This window comes from Legionella oakridgensis ATCC 33761 = DSM 21215 (genome assembly GCF_000512355.1).
In the GTDB taxonomy this organism is placed as follows: Bacteria; Pseudomonadota; Gammaproteobacteria; order Legionellales; family Legionellaceae; genus Legionella_A; species Legionella_A oakridgensis.
The window spans coordinates 2,658,771-2,684,193 of record NZ_CP004006.1 but is presented as its reverse complement, the minus strand read 5'-3'; the positions used below and the strand labels follow the sequence as shown (position 1 = coordinate 2,684,193).

The window sequence follows — 25,423 nt, the reverse complement described above, 5'->3', positions numbered from 1 at the left end:
CATGGCGAAAGTCATAGCCATTGCCAATCAAAAAGGTGGCGTAGGTAAGACCACAACTGCAATTAATTTGGCTGCCTCTTTGGCTGCAAGCCGCCAGCAGGTTTTGCTGATGGATTTAGATCCACAGGGGAATGCAACCATGGGTTGTGGCGTTGATAAAAATACCTTGGTGCATACCAGCAATGATGTGTTGTTGAGAGATTGTCTCGCCGAGCAAGCGTCTTTATCGACCAGCTCAGGGTTTGATTTAATCCCTGCGAATGGTGATCTTACCGTTGCTGAAGTGAGTTTGATGGAACGTAATCATCGTGAAACGTTCTTATTCAAAGCATTGCAATCATTGCAAAGTTCTTATAATTACATATTGATTGATTCACCACCTGCATTGAATACACTGACGATTAATGCGTTAGTGGCTGCTGATTCTGTACTGATTCCCATGCAATGTGAGTATTATGCGCTGGAAGGCTTGGCTGCATTGTTATCAACCATTGAACAAATTCGAGGCTCAGTAAATCCACGTTTGCAAATCGAGGGAATATTAAGAACGATGTATGACGCTCGCAATCGTCTGTGTTCTGAGGTATCTAAACAATTGTTGGAACATTTTGGCAGTAAAGTGTACCGCACCGTTGTTCCTCGTAATGTACGTCTTGCAGAGGCTCCCAGTCATGGTATGCCTGCAATGCAATACGATAAATCATCTTCTGGGGCTGCAGCTTATATGGTTTTGGCTTCAGAAATCATTGGTCGGCAGACGGTGACCGGATAATGATGGCGCCAGAAGATGGCAATTTATAAAATACTCACCATAAGTCTTGCCATAACCTGTGTTTTGTAACACCATGGCCAAAAAATATAAATAACTCAACATACCGAATCTTCATTTCCGAGAGGTATCTATGATAGGAAAACGGGGAAGTCTTGGAAGAAATTTATCTGTATTATTAAGTCAGACGGATAATACCACGTTGTCACCAGAAAAACCGACTTCAGAAACTATAAAGCTTGCGACGGATAGTTTGCAGCCTGGCAAATACCAGCCACGAGGTGAAATAGAAGAAACGGCCTTGTTTGAATTGGCTGAATCTATTCGCAAGCAAGGTTTATTGCAACCGCTGGTTGTAAGGGAAATTTCACCGGGACGTTATGAAATTATTGCCGGTGAACGACGTTGGCGTGCTTGTCAATTGGCTGGAATAATGGAAGTCCCGGCTGTTTTACGTCAAGTGGATGATGAAACTGCCATGGCCATGGCGTTAGTTGAAAATTTGCAAAGAGAAGATTTAAATGCGATGGATCAAGCACGAGCCATGCATCGTTTAACGACTGAATTTGCATTGACCCATCAGCAAGTTGCAGAATTGCTTTCTAAGTCCCGGACAGCAGTCAGTAACTATCTGCGGCTGCTGCAGTTAAATCATGAAGTCAGGCAAATGTTAGAAAATGGTGATTTAGATATGGGGCATGCCCGCTGTTTACTGATCCTTGAAGATAATCAGCAAAGCCAGGTGGCCCGACTGGTGGTTGCGAAAAATTTGTCTGTGCGTGAAACGGAGGCTCTTGTTAATCGTGTGAAAGCAGCAGGTTCTGTATCTTATGATCATCGAGACCGTTCGATTGATATGTTTTCTTCTTTCACAGAGCAATTAAACACGCTGGCGCAGCAATTACAGACAAGAGTTAGTTTGAAGCAGGGAAAATCGGGGAAAGGTACTCTGGTTATTCATTATGATGACAAGTTGGCACTAGAGAAATTAATTTCCAAATTATCTGATAAAAATTGATACGGAATTTGAATGGGTGTTCTTGTTGTTGAGGGATTTTTCAGGGAATGATGATGTCGCAAAAAATCGGATTTGCTGCAGAAGAACAAGCTAAGCAATATCTTATAACACAAGGTTTACAGCTTGTTATCAGTAATTATCGCAGCCGATGTGGTGAAATAGATTTGATTATGCGTGATGGTGATTACTTGGTTTTTATTGAAGTGCGCTCACGAGCCTATGATGTGTTTGGAGGGGCCGTAGGCAGTGTTACTTACCACAAGCAGCAGAAAATTATCAAGACAGCCAATTGGTATTTATTGAAAAACCATCTTCAAGACAAGCAGGCTGTTCGGTTTGATATTGTGGGTTTAGAAGGAAAGTCAACGAAAATAACATGGGTAAAGAATGCGTTTGGAATGGATTTTTAGAGCATCGCAAAATTTTAGCTTAGGAGTGTTTTGAGGTATGCAGATGACACAAATGGAAGAGCGGGTCAGGCATCTTTTTGGTGTCAGCATCGAGGCGAAAATTGCTGTGGCTGATTCATTATCTGCCGCTATTGCAAAAGCAGGACATCGTTTAGTAAATTGCTTGCTGAGTGATGGCAAAATTTTCTTATGCGGTAATGGGGGGTCAGCGGCCAATTGCTTGCATTTTTCGGCTGCGATGCTTAATCGGTTTGAAGTCGAGCGTCCGGCGTTACCTGTTATAGCACTGTCGACGGATGTTTCTGCATTAACGTCTATTGGCAATGACGGTCATTTTGATCAGGTATTTGCTCGGCAAATCCAGTCGCTTGGCCAGGAAGGGGATGTATTATTGGCGTTATCGACGTCAGCTAATTCCGATAATGTTTTGCATGCAGTCAATGCGGCTCATGACCGTGGCATGGATATCATTGCATTAAGCGGGCGGGATGGTGGTGTTCTTGCAAATCATTTGGGGCCGGAGGACATCGAATTACGGGTATCTGCCGATAATGCAGCACGTATTCGTGAAACTCATTTATTTATTCTGCATTGTTTTTGTGATTTGATTGATCAATCATTATTTGGCCAAATGATGGGATAAACATGAAAAAGAGTACTTTGATTATTTTGTGTCTTAGCGTTCTGTTGACGAGTTGTGTAGCGGCTGTTGTTGCTGGCGCTGCCGGCGGGCTCGTTGTTTATGATCGACGCAGTATGACAATGATTGAGCGTGATGCCCGTATTTTTTACGTAATAAATAAGACCATTGTCAGTGATCCCATTTTTCGTGATTCCCATATTATCATAAGCAGTTTTAATCAGATTGTTTTACTTGCTGGACAAACGCCTAAAGCTTCTTTGCGTGTTGTTGCTGAAAAGATTGCAAAAAAAACACCAAACGTTCAGCGAGTGTATAATGAAATTACAGTACAAAATCCTATTGCGTTCAGTCAACGCAGTAAAGACAGTTGGATAACGGGACAAGTGCGGGCACAAATGCTTGCTAAAAAAGGATTGGAATCAGGTTCAATTCGAGTAGTAACAGAAAACTCTGTTGTGTATTTAATGGGAATTGCTACCCATGAACAAGCCAATTTAGCGGTTGATGTCGCAAGACAGGTTAACGGCGTTAGCAAAGTTGTTAAAATTTTCCGGTATATCACGTAACATGTGTGGGAATAGCAGTAAAATTCTTTTTCTTTTCCTTATTACTATTCTTTTGCCTGGTTGCCTAAGTAGCATATGGACGGGAGCAACTCTTATTTATGACCGTCATAATGTATATAAGCAAGCCAGCGATTTTCAATTGACAGCAAATGCTAGTCGTGCCTTATATGGAAATGGAGATAAGGTATTTAAGTGCCCTGATTGCTCTATTGATTTGGCGGTGTTTAATGGCGACATTTTGTTAACTGGCCATGTCCCCACGATGGCATTACGCAATGAGGCCCAAAAGCGGATGATGGCTTTGTCGGGTTATCGACGGCTATTTAATCAATTAAGTATTCGACAAAGACATGATAGCTTACTACAAGATAGCTGGATTACTGCCAAGATACGTAGCCAAATACTTGCTGATGCATCCATTAACCCTAAAGAGTTTAAAATTATAACGACTGATCAGGTCGTATACTTGATGGGGGATGTCATTCCTTCACAGGCTTCGCGTGTCATCTTGATTGCTAGAAAAACAGCAGGAGTAAAACGCGTTGTCAAATTATTTAAATATTACAATTTAAGTGATCAGCCAACTTCTCAGGCTTGAATCAAGGCGATGATTCATAATAAAAAAGGCCTGAGAATTCTCAGGCCGTTTGCTGCTATTCCCAATCAGGAAAGTGGCTAACCTGATGTGGATAGTTATACTTTATCAATGGATGCGCCCTTTATCCAGTCGTTTTCGAATTTTTCGTAATTTAAAGGCACGTAAAAGACCAGTTGATTCATTTATTTCCTCTTTTTCGGAATTATTTTTCATCTGGGCTGGATGTGAGCGGCAATGTTGCCGATAAGGTTTATGGGATTTGTCATGTTTGTGATGTAGGCCATCGCCGTAGCGATTCATCATTTTTTCCCGCACATGGGCGGCGGTGCGTTGTTGTTTTTCAGACATATACATTTTTCCTTGTATTGGTTGGATGACTCGGGTGTATAAAAAATACCCCCCTTTTGTTAATTATATACTCATTAGAATAAAGTGGTGATTTTTTATATTGAATGTTTTTTTCATATTCTCTTAGCTGAATGGAAAAAAGTTTCGAACTTGAGTCACCGAATAATTATCTTATTGACGTTGATTATCCATATTGTTTACTTTATAATCCGCGGCAAACGATGGGTGGACTTGTGAAAAATCAGCAAGGCTTGCGCAGCGCACAGCGCTTTTTTGCGTGTCAAATAGGTGTGACTGTATTAATTGCCGTGCTCGCCGCATTGGTTTCTGGCCGGATGGCGGCATTGTCAGCGATGATGGGCGGCATGAGCAGTGCATTGCCTAATGCTTATTTTGCCAGGAAGCTTTTCCGATATCAGGGTGCAAGAGCAGCAAGACAGATCGTCAATAACCTGTACAAAGGTGAAGTACTGAAGATTATTTTATCTATTATTCTGTTTGCCCTGGTATTTGCTTTTTTCAAAGTGGTCCCCTTTGCATTTTTTGCGGCATACATTATGGCTCAAATGATATTTTGGTTTGCTCCATTGATATTTGTTAATAAACAGAATAGGCCTGAAAGTGACTGAAATGGTATCAAACACCGATTACATTAAGCATCATTTAACTTATTTAACCTATGATCTCAAGACGATGAGTCTCGGTTCACATGGCGGGTTTTGGACGTTGAACCTTGATACGTTATTTTTCTCTGTGGTGCTAGGTATTTTTTCTTGATATTGATGTATGTTGGGGCAAGACGGGTATCAACGGGTGTTCCTGGGAAATTACAAAATTTTGCCGAATTGATGCTGACTTTTGCTGATAATCAGGTAAAAGATTGTTTCCATGGGAAAAATAAAGTCATTGGTCCGTTAGCTCTCACCATCTTCATTTGGGTATTCCTGATGAACTTTATGGACATCGTTCCTGTGGACTTTTTACCGTCCGTTGCCCAATTGTTAGATGTTCATCACCTTAGAGTTGTGCCGACAAATGATCTGAATTTGACGTTCGCCCTGTCTCTTTCCGTATTTATTCTCATTATCTTTTACAGTTTGAAGGTAAAAGGCGGCAAAAAATTTGTGAAAGAATTAACCCTTCAGCCTTTTAATAATCCGCTCTTTATTCCTTTTAACTTATTGCTGGAATTGGTTGGCTTGATTGCTAAGCCTATTTCATTAGCACTGCGTTTATTTGGTAACTTATATGCCGGTGAGTTAATTTTTATTCTTATTGCTTTATTGACATTAAATGCAACCGCTGGTTCGGCAATTGGTTCGGCTACGCTTGGTGTTGCACAATTTTTATTAGCACTTGCCTGGTCAATTTTTCATATTTTGGTCATTACTTTACAGGCGTTTATCTTTATGGTGCTGACTATTGTTTACTTAAGTCTTGCTCATGAAGATCATTAATTACAAGAGTAACAAGTTTTATTTTATCAATATCCATTAAGGGGAATTATATGCAAGCTGCAAGTTTAATAGCACAAGTTCAGGGCATGACTGTTATTGCTGTCGCGCTGCTGATTGGATTAGGCGCACTCGGTACGGCAATTGGGTTTGGACTGCTGGGCGGTAAGTTCCTGGAAGGCTCTGCTCGTCAACCTGAGATGGTTCCTATGCTGCAAGTTAAAATGTTTATTGTGGCTGGATTGCTTGATGCTGTAACGATGATTGGCGTTGGTATTGCTTTGTTTTTCACGTTTGCCAACCCCTTCCTGAGCAGTTTGGGTTCTTGAGAAACGTACTGTAAGCACCTGCAAGTTACAGGAGAAAGACCTTGGAAATCAATTTAACACTGGTCATACAAATGCTGGTTTTTGGTGCGTTTGTATGGTTTACCATGAAGTTTGTTTGGCCACCTCTTGCCAAGGCATTGGAAGAGCGACAAGACAAGATTGCTGATGGCCTGGCTGCAGCAGAGCGAGGGCGAAAAGAGCTTGAATTAGCACAGCATCGCATAAAGGATGATATGAAGCAGGCCAAAGTTCAGGCTGCCGATATTATCGAAAAAGCAAATCGCCGAGCGACTCAAATCATTGAGGATGCAAAAAACGAGGCTCGTCTTGAGGCGCAAAAATTGGCTAAGATTGCACAAGAGCAAATTGCCCAGGAAGTTAATCGTGCTCGGGATGATCTGCGCAAGCAGATCGCTTCATTGGCTGTCGCTGGTGCTGAAAGAATACTCAAGCAAGAAATTGATGAGAAGGCAAGCCGCGCATTGCTGGATAACTTGATCGAAGAGATTTGACATGTCTGATACGACTACTATTGCCAGGCCTTATGCAAGAGCAATTTTTGAGCATGCGCTTGCGAATGATCAACTTGCTTCCTGGTCAACCATTTTATACGTCTTGGCGCAAGCCACACTTGATCCAGCTGCTCAGCAGTTTATTGATAATCCGGCAAGTACTATTGAGTTGCAATGTGAATTGTTAGGCGCTCCGTTTTCAACCCCCCGTTATGGCAATGAACGGAAAGTAATAGAAAACTTGATCACATTACTTGCTAAGAATAAACGTTTGATGTTATTGCCCGACATCAATGTTCAATATGCAGCATTGCGGGCTGCTCAAGAAAAAACTTTGACGGTGAGTGTGCGTAGTTTCTCTGCATTGTCTGAAGAGCAACAGCAACATTTAATCAAATCGTTAAGCCAGCGTTTGCAGCGGCAGATCTCCTTGGAAGTGGACATTGATAAATCTCTCCTGGGAGGGGCGGTTATTCGGGCAGGCGATTTAGTCATAGATGGCTCAGTGCGAGGTAAATTAAATAAACTTGGCACGAGTTTAGCCGCGTAATTTAGAGGATAGATTCCATGTCAGAACAAATATCGTTAAATCCATCTGAAATCAGTGAACTGATCAGAAAGAAAATTGAACAATTTGCCGTTGTTTCTGAAGCACGCAACGAAGGTACGATCGTAAGCTTGAAGGACGGTATTGTCCGTTTGCATGGTCTTGCTGAAGTCATGCAAGGTGAAATGATTGAATTTCCTGGCGGGGTCTATGGTCTCGCGCTTAACTTAGAACGCGATTCCGTTGGCGCAGTTATCTTAGGTGATGCCAGCACCTTGTCTGAGGGGCAAAAAGGCAAATGCACCGGCCGTATTTTGGAAGTTCCTGTCGGTAGAGCTATGCTGGGACGTGTGGTTGATGCCTTGGGTAATCCCATCGATGGCAAAGGTCCTATTGCAGCGGATAAATCATCACCCATTGAAAAGGTGGCTCCTGGAGTGATTTCCCGTAAATCAGTCGATCAGCCTGTACAAACCGGCTTGAAAGCGATTGATGCAATGACCCCGGTTGGGCGTGGTCAGCGTGAATTGATTATTGGCGACCGACAAACAGGTAAGTCAGCTATTGCCATTGATGCCATCATTAATCAAAAAGATACTGGCGTAAAATGTGTGTATGTAGCCATCGGTCAGAAAGCCTCTTCTGTTGCTGCCATTGTGCGCAAATTAGAAGAGCATGGAGCATTAGCGCATACGATTGTTGTTGTTGCCGGCGCTTCTGATGCTGCTGCACTGCAGTTTATTGCTCCTTATACCGGCTGTACCATGGGCGAGTATTTTATGGAGCGTGGTGAAGATGCATTGATAGTCTATGACGATTTGACCAAGCAAGCTTGGGCATATCGCCAGATTTCGCTGTTATTGCGAAGACCACCTGGCCGTGAAGCTTATCCTGGGGATATTTTCTACTTGCATTCACGTCTTTTAGAGCGGGCTGCGCGAATTAATGCGGCTGAGGTGGAAAAGCTGACCAATGGCGAAGTCAAAGGTAAGACAGGTTCCTTAACCGCGTTGCCAATTATTGAAACTCAAGCGGGTGACGTATCAGCATTCGTTCCAACGAACGTCATTTCCATTACGGACGGTCAGATATTCCTTGATGTTGATTTATTTAACTCAGGAATTCGGCCAGCCATTAATTCCGGGTTGTCTGTTTCTCGGGTTGGTGGAGCGGCGCAAACGAAAATTATGAAAAAATTGGGCGGTGGTACTCGTCTGGCTTTGGCACAATTTCGTGAATTGGAAGCATTCTCACAATTTGCGTCTGATTTGGATGAAGCTACACGTAAACAGTTGGAGCGTGGTCAAAGGATCACTGAGTTAATGAAACAGCCGCAATATTCACCGTTATCTGTTGCTGAAATGGCATTGGCACTCTTCACGGTGGAGAAAGGGTATCTGGATGATGTTCCGGTGGCTGAGGTTGGCGCATTTGAGTCTTCTTTACGTGACTTCATGCATAGTTCTCATGCAGCGTTACTGCAAAAAATCAATGAAACTGGCGCGTATGATGACGCGATTGAGTCGCAATTAAAGGCGGCGGTCGAAGAATTCAAGCGTACTGGCAGTTGGTAGATAATAATCAATTGAGCAAATCAATGCGCAAGCTGTGCGCATTGAATGACTGAGGCAAAGCAAGATTATGGCTGGAGCAAAAGAAATCCGTTCAAAAATTGCGAGTATTAAAAACACGCAAAAAATCACACGAGCAATGGAAATGGTTGCTGCAAGCAAAATGCGCAAAACTCAAGATAGAATGCGTGCTTCCAGACCTTATGCTACAAAAATTTATGAAGTTGTAAGGCATATTGCCCGTGCAACTTCTGAGTATCGTCACCCGTTTATGAGTGCACGCGACATTAAGCGTGTTGGTGTTATTGTGATTACCTCTGATCGCGGCCTTTGCGGTGGTTTAAATGCTAATTTATTACGTGAAACAATAAGTTCAATGCGTCCGTGGCATGCACAAGGAAAAGAGGTGGACTTATGTGTTATTGGTCGCAAGGGTCAGTCATTCTTCAAGCGTGTTGGCGGACGGGTGATTGCTTCCATCGATAACTTGGGAGACACCCCTGGAGTCAATGAATTGATTGGTGCAGTAAAGGTGATGCTGGATGCATTTTACCAGGGAGAAATTGACGCATTGCATGTCATTTATAATGAGTTTGTTAATACAATGACTCAACGGCCAATAATGAAACAATTATTACCGTTGCCAATCTCTGAAGAAGACAGCAAAGCATTAGGTCATCACTGGGATTACATTTATGAACCTGATGCCAAAGAATTATTGGATGAATTGCTGGAGCGATACATTGAATTGCAGGTTTATCAAGCGGTTGTTGAAAATATAGCTTGCGAGCAGGCTGCAAAAATGATTGCTATGAAAAGTGCAACGGATAATGCTGGTGAACTGATTAAAGAATTTCAACTGGCCTATAACAAAGCCCGACAAGCCGCGATTACACAAGAGCTGGCAGAAATTGTCGGTGGTGCAGACGCTTTATAAGAGGGTAAATGATGAGCTTAGGAACTGTTGTTCAAGTAATTGGTGCCGTCGTTGATGTGGAGTTCCCACGTGAAGATGTGCCAAAAGTTAATGACGCATTAAAGTTGGTCGAAGGCGACTTGGTGTTTGAAGTGCAGCAGCAATTAGGGGACGGCGTAGTACGTACCATTGCCATGGGTTCAACCGATGGATTGAAACGGGGAGTGCGTGCACAAAATACCGGTGAGCCTATTCAAGTTCCTGTCGGTAAAAAACACTTGGCCGCATTATGGATGTATTGGGTCGCCCTGTGGATGATGCTGGACCTATTGATTCAGAAGAGCATTGGTCTATTCATCGCCATGCGCCAAGCTATGAAGAGCAGGCTGGTAGCCAGGAATTATTGGAAACTGGCATCAAAGTCATCGACTTATTATGTCCTTTTGCTAAGGGCGGTAAAGTTGGATTGTTTGGTGGTGCTGGTGTTGGTAAGACCGTTAATATGATGGAATTAATTCGTAATATTGCCATCGAACACAGTGGTTACTCTGTCTTTGCCGGAGTAGGTGAGCGTACTCGTGAAGGAAACGATTTTTATCACGAAATGAAAGAATCCAATGTATTGGATAAGGTTTCTCTTGTTTACGGACAAATGAATGAGCCTCCTGGCAACCGTTTGCGTGTTGCACTGACAGGATTGACCATGGCTGAAAAATTCCGTGATGAAGGTCGGGATGTGTTATTGTTTATCGATAATATTTATCGTTATACATTAGCCGGGGTTGAAGTATCAGCATTATTAGGACGTATGCCGTCGGCTGTAGGTTATCAACCCACACTGGCAGAAGAAATGGGAATGTTGCAAGAGCGAATTACTTCAACTAAAACAGGCTCTATTACCTCCATTCAAGCCGTCTATGTCCCAGCGGATGACTTGACCGATCCATCTCCTGCTACGACGTTTGCTCACTTGGATGCTACCGTTGTTTTGTCTAGACAAATTGCTGAGCTTGGTATTTATCCTGCTGTCGATCCTTTGGATTCTACTTCTCGCCAGCTGGATCCGCTCATCGTTGGACAAGATCATTATGATACGGCTCGGCGCGTGCAACAAACATTGCAGCGTTATAAAGAGCTGAAAGATATTATTGCGATTCTTGGTATGGATGAATTGTCTGAAGAAGATAAACGTGTTGTGTCTAGGGCGCGTAAAATACAACGTTTTCTATCGCAGCCTTTCTTCGTTGCAGAAGTGTTTACCGGTTCTCCAGGCAAATACGTGTCATTAAAAGATACCATTAAAGGATTCCAGGGAATTCTTGCTGGTGAATATGATGATTTACCCGAGCAGGCATTTTATATGGTTGGTAACATTGATGAAGCTGTTGCCAAGGCCAAAACTCTATGAGGCAGTCAGACATGGCTATAACAACGCACTTGGACATTGTTAGCGCGGAACAAGAGATTTTTTCCGGTATAGTTGAAATGGTCGTGGCGACAGGAGAATTAGGTGAGTTGGGTATCGTCCCTGGGCATGCTCCTTTATTGACCCTGCTTAAACCAGGTGAAGTCCGGGCTACTTTGCCTGGCGGAGAAGAAGAAATATATTATATTTCCGGTGGCATGCTTGAGGTTCAACCATTTCATGTTACCGTGCTTGCAGATGCTGTTCAGCGTGCCGATAGCCTGGATGAAGCTGCAGCACTTGCAGCAAAAGCTCGTGCTGAAGAAGCCATTGCAAGTAAAAACACGGAAATTGACTATTCTGTCGCTGCAGCTGAGCTTGCGCGTGCGGTTGCACAGATTCGTGCAATTCAAAAAGTCAGAAAAAAAATGCGATGATTCTGTAAGTTAGATGGTGAAGGCTTGCCATTGAATCATTGGTAAAAATGTGTCTATATCGCTCCCATGCATGCCTAATTTTTAAACCTTTCTGTCTCTTTAAAAAAAGAGCAGAAAGGACCTCAGCTATTAGGCAGTAATTCTGAAGTCCAGTAAGTTAAGTTTATTTCTATATCCCGCGCCAGAGGGAATATGGATTTTTTATTCCTCTTTGTTTACGGATATGGTTGCTGGTTCTTTCCCATAAATCTCTTCTTTAAGCGTTTGCATTTTTCCTGCCATGAAAAAGATTTCTGCAAGTAGAAACAAGGGGGCAATCAAGGCTTGCCATAGGTTTTCTATGAATGCTGGCCGTTTCCCTTCGATAAGATGGCCAACCAGTTGCAGCACGCAACCAAGAATGAATAAAACGATAAAAGACCAAATGGCGAAAGGAGTCGGGCCGGCGTAATTAAACAAGTCGGCAATCCATAAAAGAAAAGCAAATATGGGAATCATAATCAGTGCTAAAAGCCAGTTGAGACGAAAATAATAAGCCAATAATGCTAATATAATTAAGTCAACAAACTTGATATCCAATACTCCTGGAATAACCACATGGATAAAGCCAAGTAAAATCATCAGGGAAAGAGTAAGGATTGGAACTCCAATCATATGCATATACAACGTTGCTTTTTTTTGATGGTAGTCGGCATACCACTTTGCTTGTTCAGTAAAAGATTTCATCGCTAACTTCCTGTTTTGAGCCAAGTTATATAAACGGTTTGCTCTTTTGAACATAGCATATTCTGATGAGAATGACTAACGTCTATAGCGCTCAATATTAAGATCATGCAAAAGTTAAAATCGATATTTTCCAAGCAAAAACAGAACGTTACCCGCTCCGCTGGCACCGGGAATATATAAGGCGCCAAGGGTTGCTTTACGGTAAGAAAATGAGACTGCCGGCAAGGCGCCAGGAAAAGGAACACCATGGAAAATATCCGGCCGAGCAGTAACAAATAAAGTTACTCCAGCGCCCACATTCATGTGTTCATTTAAATGGGCTGTTTTTAGAAAAACATAACCAGCAATGGGTTCTACGTTTTTATGAGAGTCAAGAAAAGCAAACGCATATAGCCCGTGCCAATCGCCGTCTTTATCATAATAGCTTTTACCTAATCCCCCACCCCAGGCGGCTTCATTATAACTATCTATCTTTTCTTTGGGATACGTATAACGATTATGCCAAGCATAGCCAGTTAGGTATACTTCGTTCTCTCCTTCATCCCAGATTTGGTGCACACGCTGGCAAGCGGGTTTTACCCATTTGGGCCAGCCATGACAGGGTTCGGAAGAATGAACTGAAGTTTGAAATAAGATGAAAAACAAACAGACAATAGCATATTTCATTTTGTTTAAGATATATCCATTCTTTCGTAAGATAGCCATTTAGTGATAAAGTACTTAAGGATGTGTCCTGAATGAAATATTATCATTTAAATAATATGGTTTTCTTACTGGAAGCAATTAAGTGGTGATTTTACCTGCGCATATCATAATGCCTTTAAACCGAGCATACTAACATGGACCTGTTTCGTAAAAAAGAGATTAATAGCTTAACGGATTGCAGTGAGCATTTGCTTAAATGTCTGTCTGCCACCGATCTAACATTTCTTGGCATTGGTGCGATTATCGGGGCCGGGATCTTTGTGCTTACTGGCATTGTTGCTGCAACGCAAACAGGCCCTGCTATTGTATTCTCCTACATCATGGCGGGGCTTGCTTGTGCTTTTTCCGCCTTATCTTATGCTGAGCTTGCGGCCGCAATTGGTGGCTGTGGCAGTGCATACGGTTATGCTTATGCCGGATTTGGCGAATTTATTGCCTGGATTGTTGGTTGGGATTTGCTGCTCGAGTATTCTATTGCAGTGTCTGCCGTTTCCGTAGGATGGAGCAGTTATTTTAATGATTTTCTGTTGGCGATGAAAATTCATATACCTGTTTTTCTATTGCATGGTCCGGTGGACGGCGGCATCATTAATTTACTAGCAATGAGCATTATTGGTGTCTTATCCATCTTATTGATATGGGGTGTTAAATCCAGTTCACGCTTTAATACCATCATGGTATTGGTAAAGTTGGTGGTCATTTTCTTGTTCATTGCAGTTGCTGTCATGGAAGTTAACCCTAAAAACTGGGTTCCCTTTTCGCCATTTGGCTGGAGTGGGGTCATGCAAGGGGCCTCGCTAATCTTTTTTGCTTATGTTGGTTTTGATGCGGTTTCAACTGCAGCCGAGGAGGCATTGCATCCACAACGGGATTTGCCCATAGGGATTATTGGTTCTCTTTTAATTTGTACCACGCTTTATATCATCGTTTCGGGCCTTTTAACGGGGATTGTGCATTATAGTACACTCAATGTAGCATCACCCATCAGTCGCTCCTTGTTAATGCTTGGCTATAAAACGGTGGCTGGAATGGTTGGTGTTGGTGCTATAGCAGGTTTAACCACCGTGATGCTGGTGTTATTTTATGGCTTAAGTCGAGTATTTTTTGCTATGGCGCGTGATGGTTTATTGCCGCAATTTTTTTCGGTGATTAATATTAAAACAAGAACACCAGTAAGAATTATTATTCTTTGTGGATTAATAATGGCGCTGACCTCCGCCTTTGTTCCTATCGGTGATCTTGCTGAGTTAGTTAATATTGGGACTCTCTTTGCGTTTGTTATTGTCTGTTCAGGAGTTATCATTCTACGTTATACAAGACCAGATTTGCCCAGGCCATTTAAAACACCATTCATGCCGTATGTTCCAATATTGGGAATAGTTTCTTGCGTTTATTTAATTTTTAATTTGCCATGGTTTACCATGTTGCGGTTTATTATTTGGATGATGATTGGTATGTTGATTTATTTTACCTTTAGCCGTTTGAACAGTACGTTGCAAAAAAGTCAAGAATGCCCGGCTGAATAGCAGAGGAGTTTATTGCAGCAATGTTTGCAAAATGGCTGCAATCATTCCAGCCGCTGGAATGGTTAAAAGCCAGGAAAGATAAATTTTGCCCAGAACGGGCCAATGCGTTCCTTTTAATCCCGTCGTAAGTCCTACCCCGGCAATGGCTCCGGTCACTGTTTGAGTCGTCGATACAGGAATTCCAAATTCAGTTGAAACAAAAATGATTGATGCCGCCCCTGTTTCGGCAATGCATCCTTTCATAGTATTGAGCTTGGTAATTTTATTACCCATGGTATGCACAATTCGCCAACCCCCAGCCAGAGTACCTAAGCTGATGACAGCCTGACAGGAAATAACAACCCAGAAAGGAATATAAAACACACCATCCAACCAGGATGTTGAAAATAGCAGTACAGCAATGATGCCCATGGTTTTCTGGGCATCATTGCCTCCATGAGTCAAGCTTAAAAACGCTGATGAAGCTAATTGAAATAGTTTAAATGTCTTATTGAGTGTATGTTCGCTGTGGCGGCGAAGCAGGCGGGAGAGAATAAAAGCGAATAACAAACTGATTAAAAATCCTAAAATAGGTGAAACAAATATTCCAATCGCCACTTTGATAAATCCGGCTGGTTTCAATGCTGCCAAGCCGTTTAAAGCGACGGCAGCCCCTGCAAGGCCGCCTATCAGTGCATGAGAAGAGCTGGAGGGCAAGCCATAATACCAGGTCAACAAGTTCCAACTAATTGCCCCTAGCAGCGCTGAGAAAATTAATGATGTGTTAATAAGGTGGGTATCGATTAGATCATAACCAATGGTTTTAGCCACCATCAGATGAAAGAACATAAAAGCAATAAAATTAAAGAACGCTGCCCAAAGCACGGCTTGGCGAGGCGTTAGAACCCCGGTGGTCACGATGGTTGCTATAGAGTTAGCTGCATCATGAAAACCATTAATGAAATCAAATAAGTAAGCTATAAAGATAACACAGAGAATAAAGAGCATGCTCGTTTCCATGTATTTCCCTAGCAGAATCTGCTTGTATTATTTTTCAAGTTTGGAAAGTCTAGCTTCAAATAATTGAGGTATTATACTAAGTCAATCAATATTAAGACTGGCTGGTTTAGTAAACACCACTCCTCTTTTTAGCTGACTCAAATATAATAACTGCTTTTAGTCATCAATTTTGATACGCCGCTCATTAATTGTTTAATCCAAAAAGGTAATTCCAGAGCCCCGGCATCACGAGCTACTTGGGCATGATGAGCTTCATCGACTTGCATTTGGGCCAAAATTGCCTTGGTTTTGTCATCCTGCGCAGGCAGGTTCCCCAGATGTTTTTCCAAATGTGCTGTGACTTGCCGCTCCGTTTCCGCAACAAATCCAAGACTCCAGCGATCGCCTGCTAATCCGGCAATCATGCCAAGCATTAATGAACCGCTATACCATAGAGGATTTAATAGGCTCACTTGACTGTTGAGTTCATTTAAACGTTGTTCGCACCATGCCAGATGATCCACTTCTTCTTCTGCTGCTTCGGCCATTTGCACTTTAACTTCAGTTAGTTTTGCGGTCAAAGCCTGGCCTTGATAAAGCGCTTGGGCACATACTTCTCCTGTATGATTAACACGCATTAGCCCCGCGATATGCTGCTTTTCTTGCGCGCTCAAAGAGCGTTCCGGGAACTCTTGTCCGGGGCTTGGCCTGCGAGCAGTACGCTGCTTGGGAACCAATAAAGTACGTACGGCAGTGTCAAGTTCGCATATGACATGATCAAGGAAGCTTAGATGGCGCATGAGTAGTTATAGAAAGGAGGTCTGAAGTTCATTCTAGCCTTTTTAAATGAGAGTTTGAATAAGCAGACTAAATTTTAAACTGCTATTCTTAGTTAATAGACAGTCCGCTTGAGGTGAAGATTATGTCAATACTGCCAAAAGAGACGATGAGTGCCAAGCAGAAACAAGTTGAGAGCGCTACGGAAGATGCTGAAGATATTGGTAAACTATTCAAGCGCATCGATGAAGAAAAGAAAAATTTAGCCAATGAAAAAAATAAAGAAGAATATGACCCGTTTTCTGCGGTGCATTTATCACCCTTTAAACCTAAAGAATAATCTTCATTGATATTAGGGAATTATATGGCCTCGACCATATAAGACCTTAATTTTTCCATTTTATTCAGTGGCAGATATTTATCTAGATTTAACATCCATATTGTAATTGGGGAATGACATATTTTTAGACTAAGGCAATTTACGTTGACGAACATTTTGATTATTGTTTAAACTTTGCGTGAACAAAATTCCCAGTCAGATAAAAATTGAGCAGCTGAGTAATCAGATGGAAAAAGAAGCACCTAAAGTCACCGATAAATTAGTCCATAAAAAGAAAAACGTAGAATACCGCACAGAATCTCAAATTAAGTATGATGAGTTTTATAAAATTCTCATAGCGTTTAAAGATGAAGAAATAAGTCCCGAACAGAATGAAATCTACTCTACCGTTCTAAGGGAATTAACGACGAGACGTTATGCAAAAACTGGAAATCTTTTCGATTATAAATTTATACCTAGAAAGAAAGACAGCAAAGAAATTTATGCAGCATTAAAACAATGCATAGATTCCCTGCCTAACTATCCTGAAATTTTAAAATTACTTAGAACTATTTTAACTACTCCCATTGAAGGCATTTATTATGAGCTTACGGATGTAGATTCAGCTGTTTTTGCTAGAGCAGTCGACAGCAAACTTGCTGAACTTGACCAACTCGCCGGGCGTGAAAAGAGCATACACGAACACAAGGAGTGTTATATTCTCTTGGTAAAAGCTGCTTTTGCATTTAATTTTTACATAGAGCGCGCTAAACGAAATCATCCATTACCACAAATGTTATTTCCCTCATGGGATAAAGCACTGCAAGATTATGACGATTTGCTTAAACGCAAAAACACGGCACTTTTAGGAAATAAAGATACCGTTGGAAGAATGGCGTGCGATTTTTTTATGATGGACGTTCGCGTAGCTTGCCCATATAATTCTGTTCAATATTCATTCCAAGCTTACACTGCAACCCCACTTCTTATTGGCAAAATATTAACTCGTTTAAATAACAATAATTCTCATCAATCATTCTTTGATGACTTAAGGCGCTCTATCCCAAATGCATATCGCCCCGCCTATGTTAAAGACCTCATTGCTTTTCTGGAAAGCAATGGAATTAGAATAGAGTATTATTTTAATCCAACTGGAGGATGGGGAGAACGTCTACTTGGAGCCAAAAGTACTGACTCATTGAGAGTTTATACGGAGACTGACCCAAACCCTATTCTCTATGAAAAAAAGATTGAAATGCTGCAGGCGTATTCATTAAGGTTTAGAGAAGTTCAAAGAATAAAATGTCCTGTAGATGGGTTAGGATTATCAAGATACAGAAAAAAGCCGGAACAACAAGAAGAAAATCTCATTTGGGAAATTGGTTCGCAAATTGAAGCGGATGGGAAAACTTTTAATTTGTTTAAATTACCAGTTGAAGACTTAAGTGAATCATATATTTGTCAGCGTAATACACGATATGACTTGGTTTTTTATTCGCCGCCCTATTATAACCAAGAGCGGTATCAAGATGATGATGATTACTGCCTGCAATCGCATGCTCGCTATGCTAAATTTGAGGAATGGCGGGGTCGTTTTTTATATTCTTCTATAACGAGGGGATATAACGTTTTAAGAGAAGGTGGAATTTTTGCAATCCATGTTGCTGTAGTTAAAAAACAGGGTGGGATAGATCTTGATTTACCAACGTACGCGATGGACTATATCAACGGTCATTGTTCGGGTGCTGTTGATTTTGGAACTTATCCTTATAGTGACACTGGCCAAGCGCCATCTTATGTGCATGTGTATAAAAAAGGCGCGGGGTTATATCAGAATCCTGGCAGCCATAGTAATATGTTTTTTAGAAGAGAGACTTTAACTGTTCAATCTTTATTGCCAGTCACTCACAGTGCGCCTATAGAGGCAAATAAATGGCATTGGAAGAAAAAACTTAAAAATCGTTTTTCCTTTTACCAGCCAGATGCTAGTAGCGATTTAATGCAATATGATGAAAATAACGAAGATTCTGAAGAATTCCAAAAAAATAAAAAGCCTAAATTGGGGTAGTACAACATTAATTTAAGAAATCAAAAACAAAGCCGAAGAAGGATTTGCAAGTGTTCAAAATCGTGAATTTGACTCATCGTTTCCCAAGTAAACGTAACCCTGTTGCACATCTTACGGATGATTTACCAAAAGAAAAAGAGACCGGCAACGATCCGTATGAATACGGTAATTTAATCCATATTCTTGGTCAAGAAGTCGGATGTTATAAAGCGTATGCTCTGGGCTCATACATTTATATTAATGTTTTTAAAAAAAGAGAGCCGCGTAATTTCGCAGTGCCACTTGACCGCCGAGCGATGCTCTTCGCCATGCATACTGAACCAACGGGGTGGAAATTACACCTATCTGTGGATCCTGAGCAGGTTGCTGTGGCCTGGTCTCTTATTTATCCAATTTTGATGGCGCACAAGGTGACGGGAATTAAACTGTTAAGCCCCTCAGTGTTGGCAAGAAAACTGGAAGAAGGTGAGGAAGCGAGGGCAGAGGTTTCCTGTAAACAATTTACCATTTATCAGTTTCAAAATAAGACTATTGGACCGGTTGATTGGCTAAATATTATTCAGGAAATTGAACACGCTTTACGGGCTCATGATATAAGTCAGGGACCAAAACCAATGGCAAATAATGCCATTGCAGGCAGCCAATATTTTTCTTATCGAAATGACACGCACCCTGTTTCCCAGAAATACTTATCGGATAAAGCAGCAGAATGTTATGCCGCTGAACACGAAGATGAAGTACCTGGATTACGGGCATATAATTTAATAAACGCTCCAGATCCATTTGCAGACATTGCACTTGATGATGAGTCGCGATCGGAAGATATCATGCAGCTTAGGTAGTTAGAAGGATAAAAAGTCGGTTCGAATCAGTCCTTTTTATAATCAGGATTTAAGTTCTAAAAATGAGTTTTTTTGCCGTTTACTTCAGTATATAGGTATTTGTAGCCATGCAGATAAAAATGGTTAATATCCGATCATTAATATGATAAAGTTCGTGATATTGGCAATACTTTTCTGTTGCAAAAACGGTGAACCTTCTGCGTAACTTACGTAAACAATACCTCAATTCCTGGTGGAAAAAATCATGTTTTTTCCTTATTTGCCTGACGCTTTCTTTTTTTCTTGGTAAATCATTGCTTCGTTCGTCAACTCAGGATCAAATGGAGTCCATGCCCAATAAATTAGTAGAAGTTGAGACGGTTAAAAAACAAAAATTTCAGCAAACGATTCGTCTTTTGGGGACAATACACCCGAAACATGCAACGGTTTTGATTGCTAAAGGAACTGGTATGCTGGATACGTTGATCCCCAGTGGACAAAGGGTTAGTAAAGGAACTCTCATTGCTAAGATTGATAATCCTGATCTTGAACATAATTTAATGCTTTCTATACATAAGGAAATCCTTGCCAAAACTCAGTATGAACGGATGAGCCCACTTCTTAAGCAAGGCTTTGTCAGCGCCAAAGAAATTGAAGAAAAAAAGCAAGCCTGGATTGAGGCGCAAAAAGAATCATCCAAAGCTAGAATGGAATTGGAGAATCTGCGTTTTTATGCTCCGTTTGATGGATTGATTGGGGCTTATAAACGACGAGAAGGTGTGCAAGTGAATCTTGGCGATGCCGTTGTTACCGTTTATGACCCATCTTCGCTTGTTGTTGATGTGGATATTCCATGCGGTAATTTGAGCTTGATTCAACAGGGACAATCCGTAAATGTTTTAGGTAAACCCTACTCTCTAAGTCATTTCCAAAAAATGTTAGATGAAGAGACACACATGTGTCCGGCAGATATTGATATTGATTGTGAGAATTGTCTTGTTGGCTCTACGGTGGATGTAAATTTGGTGGTTGCTGAGAGGCGAGGCGTCATTGTCATTCCCTGGCAAGCGATGTTTCTTCGTAATGGTGAGCCGCATGTGTATATTGCACATGAAGGAAAAGTGGTATTGATTGCAGTGAAAACAGGATTGAAACAACAAGATAAAATTGAAGTTGTGGAAGGATTAAAATCAGGGCAACAGGTGATCATTAAAGGCCAAGAGCGACTATATCCTGGCATGATGGTTGATCTTTATCAACCTAATACGAATAAGATGGTCAGTTAATTCTCATGAAATTAACTCGTTATTTTATTAACCATCCTGTTATTGCTGTCTTGCTAAACGGCATGCTTGTTGTCGTGGGGTTGCTTTGTTTACATCATTTATCTGTTCGAGAATATCCTGACATTAGTTTTCCTACAATAACCGTTTCGGCGTACTATCCTAATGCAAGCCCGGAGCTTGTTGAATCTGCGGTAACCAATGTATTGGAAGAGCGTCTGGCTGGTATAGAAGGGTTGGAAACCATCACGTCTCAATCCAATGCAGCAAACTCACAAATTACTTTGGTGTTTCGCGCGGGAACTTCAATGGATAGGGCGTTGAATGCAACGCAGGATGCTGTCGCAAGGACGGGTGCTTTATTACCGTCAGAAGTAAAACCACCTATAGTAGAGCGTCAGCGTAAATCATCCGGGTTGCCCTTTATTGGTATTGCGTTGGAATCTTCCTCTAAAGGGTTTGGTGAGTTAACTCATTATGCAAATCTTAATTTAAAGAATTTGTTTCGTAGTGTGCAAGGCGTTGCTTCTGTCGAGGTATGGGGACAGCCATTCACTTATACTATTTTGCTGGAACCTGAGAAATTATATTCTTTTGGTATCAACGTCGATGAAGTGATCACGGCTCTTGCCAAGAGCCGTATTTCTTTGCCTAGTGGAAATTATCAAAATAAAATTCCCAGTACCTTAATTTCTGAGCTTAAAAGCCCAACGGATTATGAAGATATTTTAATCAAATCAAGCCCTAGTCATCCGGTTTTTTTGAAATCAGTCGCAAAAGTCGCTATGGAAACCGATGATAGTCAGATGCGTGTGCGGGTCAATGGCCATGCGGGATTGGTTCTTTCCATTAATCGCGCTAATGATGCTAATCCAATTGATGTATCTAGGGAGGTTCGGCGGGTCGTTAATCATTTACGGCAAACCCTTCCTGCTGATCTTCATGTTAAGATTATCATTGACCAATCCGACTTCATCAATGCCTCGCTGAAGAACATTCGCTCAGCAATTGGTGAGGCGGTTTTGTTGGTTCTTATCATCGTCTTTCTTTTTCTACGAAATGTTCGTGCAACCATCATTCCATTGATTACAGTTCCTATTTCATTGTTGGGATCATTGCTTTTTCTTAAAATTTTTGGTTTTTCCATTAATTTAATGACATTACTGGCCATGGTGTTGGCCATTGGTCTTGTCGTTGATGATGCCATTATTGTTTTGGAAAATATCTGGCGACATATAGAAAAAGGGCAGTCACCTTATCAAGCAGCCATGAGCGGAGCGCAAGAAATTGGTTTTGCCATTGTGGCGATGACGCTGACTTTAGCCAGTGTTTATTTTCCTATTGCTTTTCTTGATGGTCTGTTGGGTCAGCTTTTTATTGAATTTGCGGTTGCTTTGGCGGGAAGTGTGTTTATTTCTGGGCTGGTGGCACTTACGCTTTCTCCATTAATGTGTGTCTATTTCTTAAAAAGAGATGATAAAAATTTGTGGCCTCAGTTTGATAAGAGATTCAATAAGCTTGCTCAAGCTTATGCCGCCTCCCTGCAGTGGATATTACAACGACAAAAAATAACGTTCCTGGTGGCTTTAATTTCTATCGCTGCTAGTGCCATTCTATATCATCATATAGGGCATGAGACAGCGCCTAAAGAAGATCGCGGCTTAATTGGAGTGTATGTACCGGCGGTTGCAGGTGAGGATATTAATACACTTGATCATAAAGTGAAAACTCTTGAAACAGCGATTCATGCTCTTCCCGAAACAGATAACCGCTTGACTTTTATCGGGGATTGGGGGGCAAGCATTATTCTTCCTCTTAAGTCACATGCTCAAAGAAAACGCTCTGCCAGTCAGATTGTTGATGAGTTACGGCCTTCTTTTAATCACTATCCGTCCATTGACCCTCATGTGTGGAGTTGGGATATGGGGTTGCCGGGAATTGACAATGTGGGCACTGGTTCGGAGCTTACACTGGTTATTTCCAGTCCTGCCAGTTTTAGAGAATTATTTAATGAAACTGAAAAACTTAAACAAGTATTGGATAATAGCAAGGAGTTTGAATCGGTAAATTATGATTTGCGCCTTGATGCCATGGGATATAACATCGAACTAAATCATAATCAGATAGCAAAATTAGGACTTACTGCCAGTCAGGTTGCTAAAACCATTGAAGTGTTTTTTAGTGGGGATAAGACACAGAATTTTGAAAAAGATGGAGTTGTTTACAATTTAACGGTCAAGGGCAGTGCTTCACCGTGGACATTGGACGAACTGTATCTGACAACAACCAATGGGAAACGAATTTCACTCGGTGCGATTACAAAGATGACTCCTAAAGCACAGCCTGTTTCTCTTGATCATTTTCAACAAATGCGCTCAACAACATTGCATGTTCAGTTACATAAAGACGATTCTATGGCGCAAGCCAGTGAAAAAGTATGGACTATGGCAAAGCAGGAATTGCCTCATCATTACACACTGACCTGGACTGGGGCAGCAAAAGCATTAAAAGAGTCTTCCTATCTTATGGCATTTTTATTCTTTTTATCATTAGTATTTATTTATGCGGTTTTATCAGCTCAATTTGAAAATTTTATTGACCCTTTTATCATTCTATTTACTGTACCACTGGCTTGTTCTGGGGCTTTATTGTTTACTTATTTATTTGGCCAATCATTAAATATCTATACGCAAGTGGGACTTATTACCTTAATTGGCCTCATCAGTAAACATGGTATTTTGATTGTTGAATTTGCAAATCAGCTTCATCAGAAGGGCGCCCCCTTCGCCGAGGCAATCGAGAAAGCAGCGGTTTTGCGGTTAAGGCCAGTGCTGATGACAACCGGGGCTATGGTGTTTGGAGCCATACCTCTTGTTCTATCTCATGACGCAGGCGCGGAATCGCGCCATGCAATCGGAATGATCTTAATTAGTGGTTTATGCGTGGGAACATTATTTACCTTATTTATATTACCAGGGGTTTATCTCATTATTAAAACAAAAATCAAAGTCAGCAGAAACGTGAACCATGCGACCGTTTGCAAACACTCAGATTCACCAAACATCGCTAATTCTTCTCACTCTATTGCTCAAAGTGCTGAGGGTTCCTGAATGATTTATACAGCACAAGTTTCTGGTGAGTTGGCTTATGCGATTCTATTACCAAATGGTGCTGCTCTGCCTGAAGCGAGATAATACGGCTTTGCATTTGCAAAGCCATACTAGTGGCGCATCATCTATATAATGGATTTATTCGCATTAACCGATAGTTTTCTAAATGTTATTCTATCTAAAAAGCCCAAAGCGAGAAAACCCATCATGCCTAAGAATAAAGTGATAGGGATAACGCTTATTCCATAGGCAAAAGACTGGTGCACTTCGGGGCCACCATAAGCATGAATAATAAACCCAATGATGCTGTGGAACGCATAGCCAAAGCTCATGATGATCATATTGGCAACTGCTGTAGTGAGTCCGGCAATGTTTTCTGATACATAGGTCGATGCTTTATAAATGGCTAAAATTTGATAGGAACAGCCTATGCCAACGAGAATAAAATCGATGGTGATGCTTTCTATGGTCAGTCCTCCTGTGACTAGCAGCGTGAAAATGATGAACATGGCACAGGCTGCCCCAATAATGGTTCCTAAGTAATAACCTGTTTTTTCAGCAATTAGGCTTAAAACAGGTGCACCAAAGCACATACCAACGAAAATAATGGAGGGAAGATAGTTTGCAGTTGTCGTTTCAAAGCCATATATGTGCTTTAAAAATTGCGAGCCCCATACATCTGCGAAACCCTCAAGAGGCCCCACCATCATCCCGGCTGAGAAACAAACCAATAATACCTTGCGGTTAGTAAACACAGCTTTTATGTCAGCAAGAATCGTTGCTTTGTGATTTGATTTAATATCAGGGACAATAAAATAAGTGATGCAGGCAAGCACTAAGCCTATGGCGGCGAACAGTTGTACCACGGCCTTGTAGCCCCAAAGAGCGCACATATAGCTTACAGGACCACCACCATAAATAGCACCGGCAAGACCAATGGTGACTGAAAAACTTAACATTCTTGTGAAACGTTGTTCAGTGAATGTCATCCGTATGATCTTGAATACACCAAGGATTGCAGCTGAAGAGCCTATGCCAATTAATGCACGACCCAGGATTGGATACATCCATTGTTTTGCAAAGATAATGGGCAATAGACCAATGACGGTCAGCAAAATACAGCCAGTCATAACTTTTCTGGGACCATAGCGGTCAAGCATGATGCCGATAGGCAAATGCATTAGGGAATAACCGATATAATAAATGCCAGAAAATTGTCCGAAAATGGTTGTGTCTATGTTGAACTGTTGCATAAGATCAACCAGCATAATGTTAGGCATTACTCTTAATAGGTATTGATAGGCGTAGAAAATAGACGCAATCAACCATACAAACCACACAAGACTTTGTGAAATAAACATCTTATTTCCCGGAAAAAAATCATTAAGACGCATCTCAATCATTGAATTCGATTGGGATGATGGAGAATGATGTGAATGTGCAAGTATACTCCGCCGTCAGCGGAGGAGGACGCTTAGAAGGAAAGTACGAAAAAAAACCACGTCATTTAAGGACATTAAATTACCTATTTTAAAGAATACATAGGAAACTTTTTTATTTTTTTTATGGTGTCATAACTATAGCTGG

Annotated in this window: 25 protein-coding genes and 2 pseudogenes; 21 read left to right on the top strand and 6 right to left on the bottom strand. The window is 41.3% G+C overall.

From position 1 onward, the window contains the following. The first annotated feature begins 1 nt into the window (after position 1). The 6 genes from LOA_RS13035 (at position 2) to LOA_RS13010 (ending at position 4,004) form a co-directional block, all read left to right on the top strand. Positions 2 to 772, top strand: coding sequence for a ParA family protein (locus LOA_RS13035; protein WP_025386720.1), 771 nt, complete (start codon positions 2 to 4; stop codon positions 770 to 772). 130 nt (positions 773 to 902) lie between these two features. Continuing rightward, complete coding sequence (locus LOA_RS13030; protein ID WP_025386719.1) at positions 903 to 1,787, top strand: ParB/RepB/Spo0J family partition protein; 885 nt, start codon at positions 903 to 905, stop codon at positions 1,785 to 1,787. A gap of 53 nt (positions 1,788 to 1,840) precedes the next feature. Continuing rightward, positions 1,841 to 2,197, top strand: a complete 357-nt coding sequence (locus tag LOA_RS13025; RefSeq protein WP_025386718.1) for a YraN family protein — start codon at positions 1,841 to 1,843, stop codon at positions 2,195 to 2,197. 43 nt (positions 2,198 to 2,240) lie between these two features. Further along, a complete protein-coding gene (locus LOA_RS13020; protein WP_025386717.1) occupies positions 2,241 to 2,840 on the top strand; it encodes an SIS domain-containing protein in 600 nt (199 codons plus the stop codon). A gap of 2 nt (positions 2,841 to 2,842) precedes the next feature. Continuing rightward, a complete protein-coding gene (locus LOA_RS13015) occupies positions 2,843 to 3,406 on the top strand; it encodes a BON domain-containing protein (RefSeq protein ID WP_118996679.1) in 564 nt (187 codons plus the stop codon). A 1-nt stretch (position 3,407) separates the two neighbouring features. Beyond that, positions 3,408 to 4,004, top strand: coding sequence for a BON domain-containing protein (locus tag LOA_RS13010; protein ID WP_025386715.1), 597 nt, complete (start codon positions 3,408 to 3,410; stop codon positions 4,002 to 4,004). 105 nt (positions 4,005 to 4,109) lie between these two features. Here the strand turns inward: LOA_RS13010 and LOA_RS13005 are convergent, their stop codons facing one another. Continuing rightward, complete coding sequence (locus tag LOA_RS13005; protein ID WP_025386714.1) at positions 4,110 to 4,352, bottom strand: hypothetical protein; 243 nt, start codon at positions 4,350 to 4,352, stop codon at positions 4,110 to 4,112. A gap of 131 nt (positions 4,353 to 4,483) precedes the next feature. Here LOA_RS13005 and LOA_RS13000 point away from each other — a divergent pair, with 131 nt between their 5' ends. The 9 genes and pseudogenes from LOA_RS13000 (at position 4,484) to LOA_RS12960 (ending at position 11,523) form a co-directional block, all read left to right on the top strand. Continuing rightward, positions 4,484 to 4,981: a F0F1 ATP synthase subunit I gene (locus LOA_RS13000; protein WP_025386713.1), complete on the top strand. Its 498-nt coding sequence runs from the start codon at positions 4,484 to 4,486 to the stop codon at positions 4,979 to 4,981. Between the two features lies 1 nt (position 4,982). Continuing rightward, positions 4,983 to 5,809, top strand: a pseudogene (gene atpB, locus LOA_RS12995) (F0F1 ATP synthase subunit A). Positions 5,810 to 5,859: 50 nt separating this feature from the next. After that, positions 5,860 to 6,135 carry a F0F1 ATP synthase subunit C gene (gene atpE / locus LOA_RS12990; RefSeq protein WP_019215645.1) on the top strand — a complete coding sequence of 92 codons (276 nt, stop codon included), beginning with the start codon at positions 5,860 to 5,862 and terminating at the stop codon, positions 6,133 to 6,135. A gap of 41 nt (positions 6,136 to 6,176) precedes the next feature. Further along, positions 6,177 to 6,647, top strand: a complete 471-nt coding sequence (locus LOA_RS12985) for a F0F1 ATP synthase subunit B (RefSeq protein ID WP_025386712.1) — start codon at positions 6,177 to 6,179, stop codon at positions 6,645 to 6,647. Between the two features lies 1 nt (position 6,648). After that, entirely contained in the window at positions 6,649 to 7,197 is a 549-nt protein-coding gene (locus LOA_RS12980) for a F0F1 ATP synthase subunit delta (protein ID WP_025386711.1), read from the top strand. Between the two features lie 17 nt (positions 7,198 to 7,214). Then, the gene (gene atpA, locus LOA_RS12975) at positions 7,215 to 8,768 is read left to right on the top strand and encodes a F0F1 ATP synthase subunit alpha (RefSeq protein ID WP_025386710.1); all 1,554 of its coding nucleotides are present in this window, start codon (positions 7,215 to 7,217) and stop codon (positions 8,766 to 8,768) included. Positions 8,769 to 8,835: 67 nt separating this feature from the next. Next, positions 8,836 to 9,702: a F0F1 ATP synthase subunit gamma gene (gene atpG, locus LOA_RS12970; RefSeq protein WP_025386709.1), complete on the top strand. Its 867-nt coding sequence runs from the start codon at positions 8,836 to 8,838 to the stop codon at positions 9,700 to 9,702. Between the two features lie 11 nt (positions 9,703 to 9,713). Next, positions 9,714 to 11,089 (top strand): annotated as a pseudogene (gene atpD, locus LOA_RS12965) (F0F1 ATP synthase subunit beta). An 11-nt stretch (positions 11,090 to 11,100) separates the two neighbouring features. Further along, the gene (locus LOA_RS12960) at positions 11,101 to 11,523 is read left to right on the top strand and encodes a F0F1 ATP synthase subunit epsilon (protein WP_025386708.1); all 423 of its coding nucleotides are present in this window, start codon (positions 11,101 to 11,103) and stop codon (positions 11,521 to 11,523) included. 201 nt (positions 11,524 to 11,724) lie between these two features. Here the strand turns inward: LOA_RS12960 and LOA_RS12955 are convergent, their stop codons facing one another. Continuing rightward, positions 11,725 to 12,249 carry an Mpo1 family 2-hydroxy fatty acid dioxygenase gene (locus LOA_RS12955; protein WP_025386707.1) on the bottom strand — a complete coding sequence of 175 codons (525 nt, stop codon included), beginning with the start codon at positions 12,247 to 12,249 and terminating at the stop codon, positions 11,725 to 11,727. A 114-nt stretch (positions 12,250 to 12,363) separates the two neighbouring features. Further along, positions 12,364 to 12,915: a lipid IV(A) palmitoyltransferase PagP gene (gene pagP / locus LOA_RS12950; RefSeq protein WP_025386706.1), complete on the bottom strand. Its 552-nt coding sequence runs from the start codon at positions 12,913 to 12,915 to the stop codon at positions 12,364 to 12,366. A gap of 173 nt (positions 12,916 to 13,088) precedes the next feature. On the opposite strand from pagP, the gene LOA_RS12945 reads away from it, so the two are divergent. Beyond that, positions 13,089 to 14,480: an amino acid permease gene (locus tag LOA_RS12945; RefSeq protein WP_025386705.1), complete on the top strand. Its 1,392-nt coding sequence runs from the start codon at positions 13,089 to 13,091 to the stop codon at positions 14,478 to 14,480. Positions 14,481 to 14,489: 9 nt separating this feature from the next. Here the strand turns inward: LOA_RS12945 and LOA_RS12940 are convergent, their stop codons facing one another. Together LOA_RS12940 and coq7 are read right to left on the bottom strand one after the other, a co-directional pair. After that, positions 14,490 to 15,479: an inorganic phosphate transporter gene (locus tag LOA_RS12940; protein WP_025386704.1), complete on the bottom strand. Its 990-nt coding sequence runs from the start codon at positions 15,477 to 15,479 to the stop codon at positions 14,490 to 14,492. Positions 15,480 to 15,616: 137 nt separating this feature from the next. Beyond that, a complete protein-coding gene (gene coq7, locus LOA_RS12935) occupies positions 15,617 to 16,258 on the bottom strand; it encodes a 2-polyprenyl-3-methyl-6-methoxy-1,4-benzoquinone monooxygenase (protein WP_025386703.1) in 642 nt (213 codons plus the stop codon). A 122-nt stretch (positions 16,259 to 16,380) separates the two neighbouring features. On the opposite strand from coq7, the gene LOA_RS12930 reads away from it, so the two are divergent. From LOA_RS12930 to lpeB, 5 genes are all read left to right on the top strand, one after another. After that, positions 16,381 to 16,575, top strand: coding sequence for a hypothetical protein (locus LOA_RS12930; protein ID WP_025386702.1), 195 nt, complete (start codon positions 16,381 to 16,383; stop codon positions 16,573 to 16,575). Between the two features lie 226 nt (positions 16,576 to 16,801). Then, the gene (locus tag LOA_RS12925; protein ID WP_064101350.1) at positions 16,802 to 18,622 is read left to right on the top strand and encodes a hypothetical protein; all 1,821 of its coding nucleotides are present in this window, start codon (positions 16,802 to 16,804) and stop codon (positions 18,620 to 18,622) included. Between the two features lie 50 nt (positions 18,623 to 18,672). Next, positions 18,673 to 19,464: a hypothetical protein gene (locus LOA_RS12920; RefSeq protein ID WP_025386700.1), complete on the top strand. Its 792-nt coding sequence runs from the start codon at positions 18,673 to 18,675 to the stop codon at positions 19,462 to 19,464. Positions 19,465 to 19,793: 329 nt separating this feature from the next. After that, a complete protein-coding gene (locus tag LOA_RS12915; RefSeq protein ID WP_025386699.1) occupies positions 19,794 to 20,729 on the top strand; it encodes an efflux RND transporter periplasmic adaptor subunit in 936 nt (311 codons plus the stop codon). 5 nt (positions 20,730 to 20,734) lie between these two features. After that, positions 20,735 to 23,836 carry a multidrug efflux RND transporter permease subunit LpeB gene (gene lpeB / locus LOA_RS12910; RefSeq protein WP_025386698.1) on the top strand — a complete coding sequence of 1,034 codons (3,102 nt, stop codon included), beginning with the start codon at positions 20,735 to 20,737 and terminating at the stop codon, positions 23,834 to 23,836. A 125-nt stretch (positions 23,837 to 23,961) separates the two neighbouring features. On the opposite strand, the gene LOA_RS12905 is transcribed toward lpeB, so the two are convergent. Next, on the bottom strand, positions 23,962 to 25,197 hold the full coding sequence (locus LOA_RS12905) for an MFS transporter (protein ID WP_025386697.1): 1,236 nt from the start codon (positions 25,195 to 25,197) through the stop codon (positions 23,962 to 23,964). Positions 25,198 to 25,423: the final 226 nt, after the last annotated feature.

What these genes read in the sequence shown, in the direction of transcription:
- LOA_RS13035 (WP_025386720.1), top strand. Translation starts at nt 2, where the DNA reads ATGGCGAAAGTCATAGCCATTGCCAATCAAAAAGGTGGCGTAGGTAAG.
- LOA_RS13030 (WP_025386719.1), top strand. Translation starts at nt 903, where the DNA reads ATGATAGGAAAACGGGGAAGTCTTGGAAGAAATTTATCTGTATTATTA.
- LOA_RS13025 (WP_025386718.1), top strand. Translation starts at nt 1,841, where the DNA reads ATGTCGCAAAAAATCGGATTTGCTGCAGAAGAACAAGCTAAGCAATAT.
- LOA_RS13020 (WP_025386717.1), top strand. Translation starts at nt 2,241, where the DNA reads ATGACACAAATGGAAGAGCGGGTCAGGCATCTTTTTGGTGTCAGCATC.
- LOA_RS13015 (WP_118996679.1), top strand. Translation starts at nt 2,843, where the DNA reads ATGAAAAAGAGTACTTTGATTATTTTGTGTCTTAGCGTTCTGTTGACG.
- LOA_RS13010 (WP_025386715.1), top strand. Translation starts at nt 3,408, where the DNA reads ATGTGTGGGAATAGCAGTAAAATTCTTTTTCTTTTCCTTATTACTATT.
- LOA_RS13005 (WP_025386714.1), bottom strand. Translation starts at nt 4,352, where the DNA reads ATGTCTGAAAAACAACAACGCACCGCCGCCCATGTGCGGGAAAAAATG.
- LOA_RS13000 (WP_025386713.1), top strand. Translation starts at nt 4,484, where the DNA reads ATGGAAAAAAGTTTCGAACTTGAGTCACCGAATAATTATCTTATTGAC.
- atpE (WP_019215645.1), top strand. Translation starts at nt 5,860, where the DNA reads ATGCAAGCTGCAAGTTTAATAGCACAAGTTCAGGGCATGACTGTTATT.
- LOA_RS12980 (WP_025386711.1), top strand. Translation starts at nt 6,649, where the DNA reads ATGTCTGATACGACTACTATTGCCAGGCCTTATGCAAGAGCAATTTTT.
- atpA (WP_025386710.1), top strand. Translation starts at nt 7,215, where the DNA reads ATGTCAGAACAAATATCGTTAAATCCATCTGAAATCAGTGAACTGATC.
- atpG (WP_025386709.1), top strand. Translation starts at nt 8,836, where the DNA reads ATGGCTGGAGCAAAAGAAATCCGTTCAAAAATTGCGAGTATTAAAAAC.
- LOA_RS12960 (WP_025386708.1), top strand. Translation starts at nt 11,101, where the DNA reads ATGGCTATAACAACGCACTTGGACATTGTTAGCGCGGAACAAGAGATT.
- LOA_RS12955 (WP_025386707.1), bottom strand. Translation starts at nt 12,249, where the DNA reads ATGAAATCTTTTACTGAACAAGCAAAGTGGTATGCCGACTACCATCAA.
- pagP (WP_025386706.1), bottom strand. Translation starts at nt 12,915, where the DNA reads ATGAAATATGCTATTGTCTGTTTGTTTTTCATCTTATTTCAAACTTCA.
- LOA_RS12945 (WP_025386705.1), top strand. Translation starts at nt 13,089, where the DNA reads ATGGACCTGTTTCGTAAAAAAGAGATTAATAGCTTAACGGATTGCAGT.
- LOA_RS12940 (WP_025386704.1), bottom strand. Translation starts at nt 15,479, where the DNA reads ATGGAAACGAGCATGCTCTTTATTCTCTGTGTTATCTTTATAGCTTAC.
- coq7 (WP_025386703.1), bottom strand. Translation starts at nt 16,258, where the DNA reads ATGCGCCATCTAAGCTTCCTTGATCATGTCATATGCGAACTTGACACT.
- LOA_RS12930 (WP_025386702.1), top strand. Translation starts at nt 16,381, where the DNA reads ATGTCAATACTGCCAAAAGAGACGATGAGTGCCAAGCAGAAACAAGTT.
- LOA_RS12925 (WP_064101350.1), top strand. Translation starts at nt 16,802, where the DNA reads ATGGAAAAAGAAGCACCTAAAGTCACCGATAAATTAGTCCATAAAAAG.
- LOA_RS12915 (WP_025386699.1), top strand. Translation starts at nt 19,794, where the DNA reads ATGCCCAATAAATTAGTAGAAGTTGAGACGGTTAAAAAACAAAAATTT.
- lpeB (WP_025386698.1), top strand. Translation starts at nt 20,735, where the DNA reads ATGAAATTAACTCGTTATTTTATTAACCATCCTGTTATTGCTGTCTTG.
- LOA_RS12905 (WP_025386697.1), bottom strand. Translation starts at nt 25,197, where the DNA reads ATGTTTATTTCACAAAGTCTTGTGTGGTTTGTATGGTTGATTGCGTCT.